9 protein-coding genes and 1 tRNA gene are annotated in these 15,337 nt (G+C 66.5%); 3 read left to right on the top strand and 7 right to left on the bottom strand.

Features of this window, described 5'->3' with window-relative positions; genetic code table 11:
• Window positions 1-2: 2 nt before the first annotated feature.
• The 3 genes from DK427_RS06905 to DK427_RS06895 form a co-directional block, all read right to left on the bottom strand.
• Window positions 3-3,179: a VPA1269 family protein gene (locus tag DK427_RS06905; RefSeq protein WP_109950610.1), complete on the bottom strand. Its 3,177-nt coding sequence runs from the start codon at window positions 3,177-3,179 to the stop codon at window positions 3-5.
• Window positions 3,180-3,185: 6 nt separating this feature from the next.
• A complete protein-coding gene (gmtY, locus tag DK427_RS06900; RefSeq protein WP_109950609.1) occupies window positions 3,186-4,637 on the bottom strand; it encodes a gamma-mobile-trio recombinase GmtY in 1,452 nt (483 codons plus the stop codon).
• A 460-nt stretch (window positions 4,638-5,097) separates the two neighbouring features.
• A tRNA-Pro gene (locus DK427_RS06895) sits at window positions 5,098-5,174 on the bottom strand.
• 245 nt (window positions 5,175-5,419) lie between these two features.
• On the opposite strand from DK427_RS06895, the gene DK427_RS06890 reads away from it, so the two are divergent.
• Window positions 5,420-6,127: a glutathione S-transferase N-terminal domain-containing protein gene (locus DK427_RS06890; RefSeq protein WP_109950608.1), complete on the top strand. Its 708-nt coding sequence runs from the start codon at window positions 5,420-5,422 to the stop codon at window positions 6,125-6,127.
• Window positions 6,128-6,305: 178 nt separating this feature from the next.
• Here the strand turns inward: DK427_RS06890 and DK427_RS06885 are convergent, their stop codons facing one another.
• The 4 genes from DK427_RS06885 to DK427_RS06870 form a co-directional block, all read right to left on the bottom strand.
• Window positions 6,306-7,172: an MBL fold metallo-hydrolase gene (locus tag DK427_RS06885; protein ID WP_109950607.1), complete on the bottom strand. Its 867-nt coding sequence runs from the start codon at window positions 7,170-7,172 to the stop codon at window positions 6,306-6,308.
• Between the two features lie 147 nt (window positions 7,173-7,319).
• Window positions 7,320-10,532 (bottom strand): efflux RND transporter permease subunit, encoded by a 3,213-nt coding sequence (locus DK427_RS06880; protein ID WP_109950606.1) that lies wholly within the window; start codon window positions 10,530-10,532, stop codon window positions 7,320-7,322.
• A 107-nt stretch (window positions 10,533-10,639) separates the two neighbouring features.
• Window positions 10,640-11,803 carry an efflux RND transporter periplasmic adaptor subunit gene (locus tag DK427_RS06875; RefSeq protein WP_109954050.1) on the bottom strand — a complete coding sequence of 388 codons (1,164 nt, stop codon included), beginning with the start codon at window positions 11,801-11,803 and terminating at the stop codon, window positions 10,640-10,642.
• 199 nt (window positions 11,804-12,002) lie between these two features.
• A complete protein-coding gene (locus tag DK427_RS06870) occupies window positions 12,003-12,323 on the bottom strand; it encodes a rhodanese-like domain-containing protein (protein WP_109950605.1) in 321 nt (106 codons plus the stop codon).
• 253 nt (window positions 12,324-12,576) lie between these two features.
• On the opposite strand from DK427_RS06870, the gene ggt reads away from it, so the two are divergent.
• Together ggt and DK427_RS06860 are read left to right on the top strand one after the other, a co-directional pair.
• A complete protein-coding gene (gene ggt / locus DK427_RS06865; protein ID WP_109950604.1) occupies window positions 12,577-14,349 on the top strand; it encodes a gamma-glutamyltransferase in 1,773 nt (590 codons plus the stop codon).
• Between the two features lie 144 nt (window positions 14,350-14,493).
• Entirely contained in the window at window positions 14,494-15,267 is a 774-nt protein-coding gene (locus tag DK427_RS06860) for a lysophospholipid acyltransferase family protein (protein WP_109950603.1), read from the top strand.
• The last annotated feature ends 70 nt before the right edge of the window (window positions 15,268-15,337 follow it).

Below are 15,337 nucleotides of genomic sequence, written 5' to 3'. Positions count from 1 at the left end.
TCTCAGACCTCCGCGACGGCCGTGTGTCCCAATGCCAGGGCAGCATTCGGAGCTTCGATCATCACCGCCCGCTGAACGGGACGTCCGATCTGCCGCTCAATCAGGGAGACCGTCTCATCCAGTAGGCCGAGTTCCTTCAAGCGAGCCTCGCCGCTCATGAGCTGACCGAGTTTGTCGCGCGACATCCGCCTCCGCAGGAGGTCGGAGGCAGCGTCGAGGGACGCCTTGCTGACCTCATCCGAGAGGCCGACATAGACTGGCTCAAGCCCGTTGCGCATGAGCATGCGGTTGAAAATCTCTTTCCGCCTCAGGTTCGCCGTCGACCAATTGATGGAGTGGTAGAAGCGCGCCGTCCGGCAAATCTCATCGACGAGCTCGAACTCGGGCACCTCGACATAGTTGATGCCGATTCCGGCCCCCTCAGGCGCATTGACGATCAGAGCCGGTCCCGCCGGGCTTGCCTCTTCGCCAGCGGTAACCTCACGACGCGCGATGGCCACGGCCTGCTCCACCAAATTGTGGTAGGCATGCATCGTCTCCGCGCAGACATCGAGTTCGCCCATGGCGTCCTCAGCTGCGCTGGCTGCCCTAACCAGTTCGGCATCCTGCTCCGGACGCGAGCTTTCCCCAGCATCCTCTGCGGCGATGCGGATAGCCCTAAGCCGCTGCTCGGCTTGGGTACGTGAGCGCCAAGTCTTGGATCGCTCTGCCGCTTCGAAGCTGGTCTCATTCAGCTTTGCGACCAGCCCAGGCAGAAACTGGTGGCCCGTCACGAAGAAGCGACAGAGGGCGCAGTTGCCGGTGCCGCCTCTCACAGGGCCATAGTACTTCCTGTCACGCTGATCGACGACCGCATACCCACCTTCGTGGCAGCGGGTGCGACCGTTGGGGCAGATGCCGTGGTCCATCCACTGCCAGATGGCTGGCTGCGTTCTCTTCGCCGTCTCGAGCCCTTGCATAGAGTTAAAGGCAGTCCGGAGCGAGAGCTCGTTGACCGACAGCGCCTTGATGAAGGTCGCCATCTCGGCCTGTGCCTGATCGTCGGCCTTCACCCGCGCATTGCTGAGAACTTCGCTTACATGCCCGATGTCTAAACGCGCATAGTAAAGTGTCATCAGGATGCTGGCGTGACCTGCAACCAGCTTGCTCAAAATCTCGATGGGCACGCCTGCCTTAGCGAAGGCGGTCAGGCCTGTCACGCGCAACGAATGCAGGTCGAAGATCGACGTTGCCGGAACCCGGCCGGACGGCTCCTCCCGCCAGCTATCAATGATTTGGATCTTAGATCCATCTTGATTGCGGATCCCCCGACGCTGGAGCTCCATCTCCAATTCAGCGCAGAGGTCGTTCCAGAATAAGCGGATACGTCCGTGCGTCACAGGTGCGGCACGTAGGTCGCTCGTTGCATCACGAAACAGGTAGTAGCGTGCTGGCGTATTAGCGACCACGTCCGAACTCGCATCACGTGCGTCGGGTAGTTGCTGGAACGGCGTCGGTGTCGATAGCGGATTGTAGCGCAGCTGCCACTCACGCAGTTCCAGCACCAACCGAATGACCTGCTCGTTCTCCCATGGAATCACGTAGCCACGATCGACATCGCCGACGCGGTCCTGTGTCTTGTTGGTGTTGACGTAGACGCCTGTGAACCACGTGGTCCGCTCTGGGTCCCAGATGCGGCGTAGGACGCCTTGGTCCTCCTTAGAGGCGGCGACACCGCATCCATTCTTCACCCACGTCCGAGAAACTGCGTCGAGGACCTCGCGGTCACCCTCGCCGCTATCCAGCATCCGGATCTGATGAGTACGGAGCGGCAGATAGAGCTTGAGCAGCACGAGGAAGGCGCGCACTGGATTCCAGACGTTCGCCGGCTTCCCTGTTGTGGGATCAGGGACACGCAGCCAATCCGTGCTGGCGAACGTCTCTTTCGGCCAACGGAAGTTGTCCCGCGTGATGATCTCTTGAAGGATGGTCACCCAAGCCACAGGCATCGCAAGCCGATGCGTCTGGCCGCCATAGTAGGAGCGAGAGGTCGGGATAGCCTCCTGAGGTATGGGGTTGACGAACCCCCGCACGCGGTACCGAACCCCCTCGTCGCTGACCGTACACAAGGTGTCGAGAGCAAACTCGAAGAATGCATGCGTCTTAGCAATCGTCTCATTCTTCTTGTCCGCGATATAGATCAGTAAATCACCGGCCAGAGAATAGTCAGATTTCATAAAATCAATCGGATCTCGCGCGACATAAGGATGGGAGATCAGAAAGTCGAGCAGGTGATTCGCTGCAACGATGTTTGCAGTGAGACGCTTCCGAGCCCTGATGCTCGCAATCCAATCCGTGGCGAGCTTACGCCAAGGCTCAACCGCACGATCCTTTAATACCGCCCAGGCAAAGGTCGGATCGGCCCGACTGGTGCTGCGGCGGCCGGGAGCCGTCGATCCCTCTGCCACGAGCGCATGCTCGGCGGCCACACGCGGTCGAAGGATCTCGTTGATGTTGCCGGTGAACCCGTCGGAGCCCGCACCTCGATTCAGGGCGTAGATAGCCTCACGGAAGGCCCAGTACTTCCGGTCATCGGTTGGCGCAAACTCGGCGTAGACGCGGGCAATGCTCTCGTCGATGGTAAGATCGGGGGCGTAGGGGCCCACCGTCACAACAGCCCGGATCGCCCAACGAGCGACCAAGTCGACGTTGTTTTCCGCCTTGGCGCGGGCGTGACGCCTGACCCGCTCCTGCAACGCGGCAAGATCGGCCGATGTCGCTACCGTCACCGGCGTGGACTGATTGCGGTAGATAGGATTGAATAGTGTCTCGCCACCGCGCACGAAGTTGCGCGGGAAGAGGATCACGCCCTGCACGTAGAGGTGTAGGCACAGGAGGACAAAATCCGCCTGCTGGAATTGGCGAGCCAAGAACGCATCGTATGCGGCATCTAACGCGACGACAAATTCGTCCCGTGTTGCGGCCATACTAAGCGAGGCAAGTATGTTCATTGCCCCCAGCCGGGTCCGTTGCTTGCCCCGCATCAGATTGGAGATGTTAACGGCAGCCGCTGCAGAACCAGAGGCGTTGAACGGCTCAAGAACACTGAGGAGGACATCATCGGCCGCGACGAACAAAGGCGCATCACCCTTGCGCTCGCGCGCAACCATGATCGGCGGCAGGCTTGAGGTGCATCCCATCGTCGCTCAGATCCCGGCCAGAAAAGGAAGTTCGACGCGCTCCTGCCGCGACACAGCCTGATCCAGGACGCGGTGAACCTTGTCCGCATCCGGCCGGGTGTAAATTGCGGTGCTCTCCGGCGACTTGTGATGCATTGCCTTCTGGATCACGACGCGATCCACACCGGCATCCGCGAGGATCTGTCCGTAGTGGTGCCGTAGTCCGTGCGATGTGCCGCCTGTCTCCTTGACAGGCTGGACGCCTACCAAATTGATCGCTCTAGCCAGCTTTTTGTCATATTGCTTGATGGTGTATGGGCTTCCTACAAACCGGCCGCTGTGATTAACGAACAGAAAAGGACTGTCGGTTTGAGGCCTCACGTCTCTGACGTAAGTCCTGTACAATCCCCAGAAGATTTTGCCCCACCAAGCCGGAAACCACTGCACCTCCATGTAGAAATCTCCAGCCTTCTCCCTGACGAGTAGCGGATCCTTCCACCCGGCAAAGAGGTGCTTCGAGCCGACCTTATGGCGCGGGCAAAGACCCTTGCTACGCAGGAACTCCTCTCGCGAAGTCACACGCCATTTGCGTTCGACCGCGCTGAAGAAGCGATACTTTCCCTCGCTCGGATGATGGACGCGAACGAGGGCAGAGCCCGGTGATCGCGGATCATCACGGACGTCATCAAGATAGAGGTGGAACGGCTCCGACTGCCTGAGCCCGCCAGCTCCCTGTAGGATCGCGATCATCATGTCGCGCACGTGGACACGGCGATGCGCCGGGCCACGAGCGCTATGCCGTGGCACGGCGAAACCCATCCTGATCAGGTCGGAGAACTTCTGGGGCGGGAAGTAGGGCGGCCGAACGGGATCAACACGCGGCCGACGCCTCATCGCAACATCACGAGAGTGAGCTGCGCGATCCCACGCCGCCTGTCGGTCGCCGATATGACGAAGTAGGGAGCGCCTGTTGCCGATGTCCCAGGCTCGGAACTGGGCTAAGCGCTGCGCCCAGTCGGCCGATACCCATGGATTGAGAGGCTCGTTGCCATGGCGCTCGACACAGTAATCTGACAGCCATGTGAGGCGCTTGACGTGAGCGTCGGCCACATCGAACGAGAGCTTGGGCCAGAATAGGCCCGTTTCGTCCGTACCGTCAGGCTGGATGGTGCCGCATAGAAGCGCCTCGGCGAAATCCGAGAGGATCTCATGTTGCCGGCCGCCTCCAGCATAAACGTGCCCACGCTGACGAGCGAAATCGTAGAACAGGCCAAAGGCCTGGGCATAGCCGCGTTGCCAACTCCGGCTCTTCTGTCGGTTCCTTGGCGCTAGAAACCAGTCCAGGAGGACTTGCGAAACCCCTTCCTCTGTGATCAAAACACGGACTGATGAACCTTGCGGCGTGGAAATAGGATAGTCGCAGCTAACGTGATGCAGCGGGCTAATATGGCGCTCCGCGTCCATCTGCGAGATCTCCATGAATCATTTCGGCACACGAGATCGTCCCGATAATAGACGGGTCTGGTCTATCGTGCCGATTTGAAACATCTGGTTGAGGGGAAAGTTAGCGTGGCAAATAGCGCGCCAATCAGTCGAGCGCGAGTAAAAATGCCAGCCTTTTCCAAACGAGTCGTTGCCCGCCTGGGAATATCCAAGATAAATTTTGCTCTGACAATAAGAGATATTTAACTATCTCGCAGCTGGCTGCGCAGCGTTGTGTATAGCACGTCCTGAGGTCGCAGCGGGAGAGATGCAAGGCACACGCAAGCGGCGAAGCCCCCTATTCCCGTCGCACCCAGAATAAAGAAAAGCGGATTATTCTCGGTGAGGCTGGTCGCTCGCAGGGCTGCAATCGAGGCGGATGTCCTCCGGCACACCTCTGGTCGCATCGCTCCCAAGACGTGACCGCGCGCTTCCGTCGAAGGTGGAACTGGGAAATTGGTCGGGGCGACACGACTCGAACGTGCGACCTGATGGTCCCAAACCATCCGCTCTACCAGGCTGAGCTACGCCCCGATGTTATGGCGCACTGTGAGGTATCACACTCCTAAGCGCCTGAACCTAAATACATAGTACCCTTAGCGGGGGGTATAAGTCCCGAACCAGGTGCGCTACCAGACTGCGCTACACCCCGCCACGCCGCTGTTTCTAAGGATTCCAGGCTCCGGCGGCAAGGGATGCGCCGTGACGGAAACCGCGGCTTGACCGCACGATCCCCGCGTCCCACCTCGCCTCCCGAGGGGCGGACGCTGAGGATCCCGATGATCGATCTCCACTACTGGCCGACGCCGAACGGCCACAAGGTCACGATGCTCCTGGAGGAGACCGGCCTGCCCTACCGGATCCATCCGGTGAACATCGGCGCAGGCGACCAGTTCAAGCCCGACTTCCTGGCGATCGCCCCGAACAACCGCATGCCGGCGATCGTAGACCGCGAGCCGGCGGGCGGCGGCGCGCCGGTCTCGCTGTTCGAGTCGGGGGCGATCCTGCTCTACCTCGCCGAGAAGACCGGTCGCTTCATCCCCGCCGACATCCACGGCCGGGCCGAGGTGCTGCAATGGCTGTTCTGGCAGATGGGCGGCCTCGGGCCGATGCTCGGCCAGAACCACCATTTCACGCAGTACGCGCCCGAGAAGGTGCCCTATGCGATCGACCGCTACGTCAAGGAGACCAACCGACTCTACGGCGTGCTCGACCGGCGGCTCGTCGACCGCGCCTTCGTGGCGGGCCCCGACTACTCGATCGCCGACATGGCCTGCTACCCGTGGATCGTGCCGTACGAGAAGCAGGGCCAGAACCTCGACGACCACCCGAACCTGAAGCGCTGGTTCGCGGCGATCCAGGCGCGGCCCGCCACGCAGGCGGCCTACGCGAAGGGGCCGGAGGTCAACCCGAATCTCGGCCAGACCATGAGCGAAGAGGCCAAGAAGGTGATGTTCGGCCAGACAGCGGCGAACACGAAGCGCTGACGGTCGATCAACCCTCCCCCCTCTGCGGAGTGAGGCGGGAGAGGGGAACCACGTCGCAGAAAGGGGCGTGGCCTTCATGCAGGGCCGAGCCCAACCCTGAAGCGGGGCTCCCCTCTCCCGACCCGGCCTCCCGGCCGGCCCACCCTCCCCCGCAGAGGGGGGAGGGAGAGCGTCGGAGCTATCGCCGCAGCGTCTCCAGCAACACCGGCGCCGCGTGCGGGCGCGTCGCCAACATCCCATCGATCAGCGCCAGAACCTCGGCCCGGCCGCAATTGGCGGCCGGCTCGAAGGGCGTCCAGGTCTGGATGAAGTCGAGGCGCTCGAACACGTCGCGGTAGCGGCGCAGCTCCGCCACGGTCAGCGGCACGCCGCGCACGAAGGCCTTGTGGGCCGAGATGGTGCGTGCCCGGCGGAAGTCGTCCGGCTCCAGCTCGAACTTCAGCGCGTCGCCGCAGAAGCAGATCTTGCGTTTGCGGTCGAACAGCACGGCATGGCCGTCGAAATGGCCGGCGGTGCGGTGAAGTTCAAGCCCGGGGATCGGCTCCAGAAAGTCGTCGTAGGGCCAGGAGACCTGGAGCGCCGCGCTCCAGGTGAAGTCGGCCGCCGGCAGGCACAGCTCCGGGTCGAAGCGGTCCTGCAGCTGCACCAGCGCGCCATAGGCGTGGGGATGCGAGGACGAGAGCACCTGCATGCCGCCGAGCTTGGCGATCTGGTCGAGGGCCGCCTCGCTGAAGACCGGACAGCCCTCGAAGCCCATGTTCCCGTGATCCGTCTGGATCAGGTAGGCGGACGGACCGATCCCCGAGACGGGCTCGTTCCAGAAGCGCCAGACGCCCGGCTCCAGCTCCTCCCAGTGGCACGGGAAGGCCTCTTGCGCCTCCCGCTCGGTGCGGAAGCGCCAGCCGTCCTGCGGCACGACGTGGCGGGCGTCGAGGCACATCGGGCAGGACGCGGGCGCCTCGAAATGGCGCTGCCAGAACCCGCAATTGTCGCAGGTGTAGGCGGGCAGCTTCAGGGCGCCCGCGAAGGGCAGGTAACCGGGCACGGGCGCTTCCTCGCGGATGAACGGGTCGTCGCCTGCGGTATCAGGCGCCTCGCCTGAACGCAGCCCGGACGAGATGGGGCGGCGCCGACAAAAAACCCGCCGGCCTCGCGGCCGGCGGGTTCGGATCGGTGGGTCTCCGGGACGGCCCTAGTGGGCCGGGCTCGGAGTCCCGTGCCCGTCGCGGTCGGGCGCCTCGCCGTGCGGGCGCTTGCCGCGCTTGCGCTCGATCCAGAGCACGAGGCGGCGGATCACCACGTAGAAGACCGGCGTCAGGAACAGGCCGAAGAAGGTCGCGCCGATCATGCCGAAGAACACCGCGGTGCCGAGCGCCTGGCGCATCTCGGCGCCCGGGCCGGTGGCGATGACGAGCGGCAGCGTGCCCAGGATGAAGGCGAAGGCCGTCATCAGGATCGGGCGCAAGCGGAGCTTGCAGGCCTGCACGGCGGCCTCGACCGGACCCTTGCGCTCGTTGTTCTCGATGTCGTGCGCGAACTCCACGATCAGGATCGCGTTCTTGGCCGCCAGGCCGATGAGCACGATCAGGCCGATCTGGGTCAGGATGTTGTTGTCCTGCCCCCTGAGCTGCACCCCGAACAGGGCGGCGAGCACACCCGTCGGCACCACGAGCAGGATCGCCATCGGCAAGGCCCAGGACTCGTACTGGGCGGCCAGCACCAGGAAGACGAGGAGCACGCCGAGCGCGAAGACGTAGATCGCCGTGCCGCCCGCCGCCTTCTGCTGGAAGGCGATCTCGGTCCAGTCGTAGGCGTAGCCGTCCGGCAGGCTCTTCTTGGCGATCTCCTCCATCGCGTCGAGCGCCTGGCCGGTCGAGATGCCGGGCTTGGCCACGCCCTGCACGGGCACCGAGTAGTAGAGGTTGAACCGCTGCACGATCTGCGGGCCCGAGATCTCCCGGATGGTCGCGAGCGTGCCCATCGGCACCAGGGCGCCGGTGGAGGAGCGCACCTTCAGCTGCTCGATGTCCTGCTTCGAGACGCGGAAGCGCGCGTCGCCCTGCACGCGGACCTGATAGATGCGGCCCAGCGTGTTGAAGTCGTTGACGTAGGCGCCGCCGAGCGCCGCCTGCACGGTCGAGAAGACGTTGCCGAGCGGCACGTTCAGCATGCGGGCGACCGTGCGGTCGATGTCGAGGTAGAGCTGCGGCGTGTCGTTGCTGAAGGTGGTGAACACCCGCTGCACGTCGTTGCTCTGGTTGGCCGCCCCCAGCATCTCCCCGACATTGGCCAGCAGCGGGCCGATGGCCGAGCTCTGGCGGCTCTCCACCTGCATCTTGAAGCCGCCGCCCTGGCCGAGGCCGCGCACCGGCGGGGGCGGGATCACGATGACCCGGGCCTCCTGGATGTCGGCGGTGGCCTTGATCACGTCGCCGGTGATCACCGCGGCCGAGCGCCCCTGGGCGGCGCGCTCCTTGGCGCCGGCCAGCGTGATGAACATCACGCCCGAGTTCGTGGTGTTGGTGAAGGTCGCGCCGTCGAAGCCCGCGATGATGACGGTGTTCGTGACGCCGTCGATCTTGCGCGCGGCGGCGGCGGCCCGGTTCACCACCTCGGTGGTGCGGTCGAGCGAGGCGCCCGACGGCAGCTGCACGACGCCGATCAGGTAGCCCTGGTCCTGGTCCGGGATGAAGCCCGTGGGTGTCGTCTGGGCGAGGTGGAGGGTGCCCGCGATCACCGCCGCGTAGACGAGCAGCATCGCGATGAGCCCGACCATGTAGTTGGTCAGCCCGTAGATCGTGCGCGAGTAGGTGTGCGACAGCCAGTCGAAGCCGCGGTTGAACAGGTCGGCCAGCCAGTTGATGAAGCGCGTGAGGAAGAACTTCGGCTTGGCGTGCGCGTGGTGCGGCTTGAGCAGCAGCTTGCAGAGCGCGGGTGAGAGGGTGAGCGAGTTGAAGGCCGAGATCAGCGTCGAGGCCGCGATGGTGAGCGCGAACTGTTTGTAGAACTGGCCCGAGATGCCGGGGATGAAGGCGGTCGGGATGAACACCGCCGCCAGCACCAGCGCGATGGCGATGACGGCGCCGCCGACCTCGTCCATCGTCTTGTGCGCGGCCTCGCCGGGGGAGAGCCCCTCGGCCATGTTGCGCTCGACGTTCTCCACCACGACGATCGCGTCGTCCACCACGATGCCGATGGCCAGCACCAGCCCGAACAGGGTCAGGTTGTTGAGCGAGAAGCCGAAGGCCGCCATCGCCGCGAAGGTGCCGACAAGCGAGACGGGGATCGCCAGCACCGGGATCAGCGCCGTGCGCCAGCTCTGGAGGAAGACCAGCACCACGATGACCACGAGGCCGACCGCCTCGAACAGGGTCTTGTAGACCTCGTGGATCGACTCCTCGATGAACTCCGTCGGGTTGTAGGCGATGCGGTACTCGACGTCCGGCGGGAAGTTCTTCTTCAGGTTCTCCATCACGTTGCGGACGGAGGCCGCCGCCTCGAGCGCGTTGGTGCCCGGGCGCTGGAAGGCGCCGATGCCGACGGCCGGCGTCGCGTTGAGGAAGGAGTTGGTGGTGTAGTCCTTCTGGCCCATCTCCACGCGGGCCACGTCCTTCACCCGCACGAGGCGCCCGTCTGAGGCCTTGACGATGACCTCGGCGAACTCCTCGGGCGTCTGGAAGCGTCCCTGCGACTGCACGATGAGCTGGAAGGCCTGGCCCGTGGCCGCCGGCGGCGAGTTCAGGGCGCCGGCCGCCACCTGCACGTTCTGCTCCTGCAGCGCCGTGGTGACGTCGGAGGTGGTCAGGCCGTAGGCGGCGAGCTTCTGGGGATCGAGCCAGACGCGCTCGGCGTACTCGTTGCCGCCGAAGATCGAGATGTCGCCGACGCCGTCGAGGCGCAGCAGCTCGTCGCGGATGTTCAGGTAGATGTAGTTGGCGAGGTAGTTCTGGTCGTAGGTCTTGTTCGGCGACAGGAGGTGCACGACCAGCATCAGGTCGGGCGAGGCCTTGCGCACGGTGACGCCGAGGTTGCGCACGTCCGGCGGCAGGCGCGGCTGGGCCACCGAGAGCCGGTTCTGGACCAGAACGTTCGCGATATCGAGGTTGGTGCCGACCTTGAAGGTGACGGTCAGCAGCATGTTGCCGTCGTTCGTGGAGAGCGACGTCATGTACAGCATGTTGTCGACGCCGTTGACCTCCTGCTCGATCGGCGTCGCGATCGTGGCCGCCACCGTCTCGGCGTTGGCGCCCGGGAAGGAGGCGCGCACCGTCACGGTCGGCGGCACGATCTCGGGATACTGCGCGACCGGCAGCGTCTCGTAGGCGACGAAGCCGAGCAGCAGGAAGATGATCGAGGTGACCGAGGCGAAGATCGGCCGATCGACGAAGAAATGGGCAAAGCGCATCGGTCAAACCTCTCGGCCGGCGCCCCGGAAGGGCCCATGCCTCGCGTCACCTGCGGATGGGGCCGGGACCGGCCCGCGGGGCGTCCTGCCCCCCGGGCCGGCTCCGGTCAGCTCTTGCTCGGCGGCAGCGTCTGCATCTCGGGCGTCACCTTGGCGCCGGGGCGCACGCGGGCGAGGCCATTGATCACCACGGTCTCGTCGCCCTTCAGGCCCTCGCGGATCACCCGGTAGCCGTCGACCTTGGGCCCGAGCTTGACGTCGCGGGCCGACGCCGTGCCGTCCTCGGAGACGAGGTAGACGATGCGCTTGTCCTGGTTGGCCGAGACGGCCTCGTCGGGCAGCAGCACGCCCCGGAACGGCTTGGTCGCGGGCATCGAGACGATGCCGAACAGACCCGGCTTGATGAACCCGTCCGGGTTCTCGACGGTCGCGCGCAGCAGCACCGTGCCGGTCTGGTTGTCGACGCGGTTGTCGACGAAGTCGAGCGTGCCCTTGCGGGTCGGCTTCTCCTCGCCGGTGAGCGCGATCATGATCGGCACGCCCTTGCCGCGCTGGGTCTGGCCCATGCCGATGTTGAGGCTGTTCTGGTACTTGAGGAACGACTTCTCATCGACGGTGAAGCCGAAATAGATCGGGTCGAGCGAGACGATCGTGGTCAGCATCGTCTGGTCGGTGATGACGATGTTGCCCTCGGTGACGAGGCGGCGGCTGATGCGCCCGTCGATCGGCGACTTCACTTCCGTGAAGTCGTAGTTGAGCTGGGCGTTGCGGAGCGCGGCTTCCGCGCTGTCCACGTCCGCCTGCGCGGTCTGCGAGGCTTGCCGACGCTGGTCGGTGACCTGCTCGGAGATGTTGCCGCCCCGCGAGAGCGTCTGGGCGCGCTCGAGGTCGGTCTGGGTGAAGGAGAGCCGGGCCTTGGCGGAGGTGAGCGCGGCCTGGGCCTGCTCCAGCGCCGCCTTGTAGGGCCGCCGGTCGATCACGAAGAGCACGTCGCCCTTCTTCACCGTGGCGCCGTCCGTGAACTGGATCTTGTCCAGGTAGCCGGTGACGCGGGCGCGCACCTCGACGAACTCGATCGGGTCGAAGCGGCCGGTATACTGGTCCTGCTCAACGATCTCGCGCACCACCGGCTTGGCGACCGTGACCTTCGGCGGCGGTCCGCCGGGGGCCTGGGCGTGGGCCGGCACGGCGCCGGCCAGAGTACCGGCCAAGGCACCGGCAGAGGCGAGAACGAGAAGGCTGGAGAGCCGGCTGCGCAGGGCAGGATGCATGACGAGGTCCCTGAGCATCGGCCGGCGGCGCGCGGTGCGGTGCGCGGGCAGGATCGATGCGTGGTCAGAGGAGGCTGGGCGGGTCAGCGGGGTTCGAGGGACGCGGACCTTCACAGTCTTGTGGGCCCCTAGTCCCTCGCGCAGTTCAGAGTTGTGCGGCGGCGCACACGGCACATGCGCGGCGAACGCGCCGCTCGGACTATTCAACGGCTTCACCGGCCGCGTACCAGTCCTTGAAGCCGCCACGATAATGCGCCTCGATCGGCAGGCCGGCCTGCTGCGCGGCGCGGAGCGCGTGCACCGAGCGCACGCCCGCGGCGCAGACGAAGACGGGCCGGCGGGCATCCCCCTCGACCAGGGCGGCAAGCGCCTGCGGATTGAATTCCGAGAGCGGGTGGGTGACGGCACCGGGGATATGGCCGTCCGCGTATTCGTGGGCTTCGCGCACGTCGATCAGCAGCAGGCTGCCGTCGGCAAGGCCCTGCTTGACCGCATCGCGATCGAGGTCGACCACCCGCATCCGCACTCCTCCGGTATCCGGCGCGACCGGGCGCCTCTGCGCCGTCGGAACGCGCCGGGCGCGCGGACGGCGGAACTTGGCTTCCACTTGGCTTTCGCGGTGGAATCCGCTTTGGAATCCGCCGGCTGACGCTTTCCCTTATTCGTCAGCCCGGCGCCGCGCAACATGGCCCTGCCTGGACGCGCCCCCAGGCCGCACTATCACGAACGCGTCCACCACCCCGTCCTCTCGCCCGTGGAGCCGACCGCCAGCCATGCCGCGCCGCGCTCGCGCCCTCTCCGTTCTCCTCGCCGGTTCACTGGCCTGTCTCCTGGCCGTGCCGCTGCCGGGCGCCTCCCCTCGGGCTCAGCCCGCCCGGACCGCGGAGGCGGTGCCGATCCCCTCGGACATCGCCCGTGCCCTGCCGCCGCTCGCGCAGAGCGGCATGGTGTCCTCCCAGGAGGCGCGGGCGACCCGGATCGGCGTCGATGTGCTGAAGCGGGGCGGCAACGCGGTCGATGCGGCGGTGGCTGTGGGCTTCGCGCTCGCCGTGACCCTGCCGCAGGCGGGCAACCTCGGCGGCGGCGGCTTCATGCTGGTGCACCTCGCCGAGCGCAACGAGACGGTGGCGATCGACTACCGCGAGACCGCGCCGCACGCCGCCACCGCCGACATGTTCCTCGGCCCCGACGGAGCGCCCGACCGGGCGGCCTCCACCCGGGGCGGCAAGGCGGTCGGCGTGCCGGGCACGGTGCGGGGCTTGGCCGAGGCGCACCGCCTCTACGGCTCGGGCAAGCTCACCCTGGCGGAGCTCATCGCGCCGGCCGAGCGGCTCGCCCGCGAGGGCATCGGCGTCGAGGGGGGCCTCGCCGATTCGCTGCCCCAGGTCGCCGGGATGCTCGGGCGCTGGCCCTCGACCCGGGCGGTATTCTTCCACGGGGACCGGGTGCTCGCCCGCGGCGAGACCCTGGTGCAGACGGACCTTGCCGACACGCTGCGGACCATCGCCGAGCGGGGGCCGGACGCCTTCTACACCGGCCCGATCGCCGAGAAGATCGTCGACGCGGTGCGGCAGGCCGGCGGCATCATGACGACCGACGACCTTGCCGGCTATCGGGTGAAGCGGCGCGAGCCGGTGCGCGGGACCTATCGCGGGCACACGATCGTCTCGATGCCGCCGCCCTCCTCGGGCGGCATCCACCTGATCGAGATCCTGAACGTTCTGGAGGGCTTCGACCTCGCCGGCATGGGTGTGGGCAGCGCCCAGGCCTTCCACACGCTGGCGGAGGCGATGAAGCCCGCCTACGCCGACCGCGCCACCTATCTCGGCGATCCCGACCGAGTGAAGGTCCCGGTGCGGGGGCTGCTCGCCAAGGCCTACGCGGACACGATCCGGGCGCAGATCAACCCGGAACGGGCGCGCCCCGCCGACGCCGTGCGGGCCGGTGACCCGGCCCCGTACGAGTCCGACCAGACCACGCATTTCTCGGTGGTGGACGCGGCCGGCAACGCGGTCGCCAACACCTACACGCTGAACTTCTCCTACGGGATCGGCCTGGTCGCCGCGGGTACGGGCGTGCTCCTCAACAACGAGATGGACGACTTCTCCGCCAAGCCCGGCGCGCAGAACGCCTACGGGCTCGTCGGCAGCGACGCCAACGCCGTGGCGCCGGGCGCGCGGCCGCTCTCCTCGATGACCCCGACCTTCCTGTTCCGGGACGGCCGGCTCCTCCTCGTCACCGGCAGCCCCGGCGGCAGCCGCATCATCACCACGGTGCTGCAGGTGATCGTGAACCTCGTGGATTTCCGCATGAACCTCGCCCAGGCGGTGGATGCGCCGCGCGTCCACCACCAGTGGCGGCCCGATGTGCTGCTCGCCGAGGAGGGCATCTCGCCCGATACCCTGGCGCTCCTGCGCGCCAAGGGCCACGCGGTGAAGGTCGGTCCCACCACGGGCTCGGCGAACTCGGTGATGCGGCTGGACGACGGCCTGCTCGCGGGCGCCGCCGACCCGCGCCAGCGCAGCACGCTCGCGGACGGCTACTGAGGCCGGAGTTCGGCTTCGCCGAGCCGGGCCCTGCCCGGGACCTGCGAAAGGTCCTAGACCTTTCGAAACCGTGACCCTGGGACGGCCTCCGTCTGTCCCCCGGCGCGAAGCCGGGCTAAAGGGGGCCGCTCTGCACAGGTCCCCATGCTCGCGCTCCGCTCCCTCGCCTTCAACCTCTGCTTCTATGCCGCCACCGCGGTGATCGCTCTGGGCTGCCTGCCGGCCCTGGTCTCGCGGCGCACGGTGCTCGGGGTCGCACGGCTCTGGGGGAACACCACGATCTGGCTGCTGCGGCACGTGGCCGGCATCCGCGTGGAGTTCCGCGGCCTGGAGAACATCCCGCCGGGACCGCTCCTCGTCGCCGCCAAGCACCAGTCGGCCCTGGAGACGCTGGCGCTCTGCACGGTCTTCCCGGAATTCGCCTACATCCTGAAGCGGGAGCTGCTCTTCATCCCGGTCGTCGGCTGGCACCTGTCGCGCGGCGGCATGGTGGCGATCGACCGCTCGAAGGGGAATCGCGCCATGAGCCTGATGAACGCAGCCGCCGCGGACGCCATCGCGCGCGGGCGCCAGCTCATCATCTTCCCCGAGGGCACGCGGCGGCCGACCAACGCGCCCCCCGTCTACAAGCAGGGCCTGTCCCACCTCTACGCGGCGCTCGGCGTGCCCTGCCTGCCGACCGCCCTCAACACGGGCCTGTTCTGGCCCCGCCGTGGCTTCCTGCGCCGGCCCGGCACCGCGGTGATCGAGTTCCTGCCGCCGATCCCGCCGGGCATGGCCCGCGCCGCCTTCCAGGGCGAGGTTCTGGAGCGGATCGAGACCGCCTCCAACGCGCTCCTCGACGCGGGCCGGGCCGAGCTCGCCGCCAACGGCCACCCGGTGCCGGAGCCCGGCTCCTCGGCCTCGCGCACCGCCTGACGCGGGCTCCGGGCGCGCGAACGGCGCTCGGTGTCGCAGCCCGGCCGTCTTGTGGATAACCCCCGCCATC

This window comes from Methylobacterium radiodurans (assembly GCF_003173735.1).
In the GTDB taxonomy this organism is placed as follows: domain Bacteria; phylum Pseudomonadota; class Alphaproteobacteria; order Rhizobiales; family Beijerinckiaceae; genus Methylobacterium; species Methylobacterium radiodurans.
Note: the sequence above shows the minus strand (reverse complement) of the source record. Positions and strands in the feature narration are given on the sequence as shown.

Excerpts from the sequence above, each read along its gene's own strand:
- gmtY (WP_109950609.1), bottom strand. The coding sequence starts at position 4,637 with ATGGAGATCTCGCAGATGGACGCGGAGCGCCATATTAGCCCGCTGCAT.
- DK427_RS06880 (WP_109950606.1), bottom strand. The coding sequence starts at position 10,532 with ATGCGCTTTGCCCATTTCTTCGTCGATCGGCCGATCTTCGCCTCGGTC.
- ggt (WP_109950604.1), top strand. The coding sequence starts at position 12,577 with ATGCCGCGCCGCGCTCGCGCCCTCTCCGTTCTCCTCGCCGGTTCACTG.
- DK427_RS06870 (WP_109950605.1), bottom strand. The coding sequence starts at position 12,323 with ATGCGGGTGGTCGACCTCGATCGCGATGCGGTCAAGCAGGGCCTTGCC.
- DK427_RS06905 (WP_109950610.1), bottom strand. The coding sequence starts at position 3,179 with ATGGGATGCACCTCAAGCCTGCCGCCGATCATGGTTGCGCGCGAGCGC.
- DK427_RS06890 (WP_109950608.1), top strand. The coding sequence starts at position 5,420 with ATGATCGATCTCCACTACTGGCCGACGCCGAACGGCCACAAGGTCACG.
- DK427_RS06875 (WP_109954050.1), bottom strand. The coding sequence starts at position 11,803 with ATGCATCCTGCCCTGCGCAGCCGGCTCTCCAGCCTTCTCGTTCTCGCC.
- DK427_RS06860 (WP_109950603.1), top strand. The coding sequence starts at position 14,494 with ATGCTCGCGCTCCGCTCCCTCGCCTTCAACCTCTGCTTCTATGCCGCC.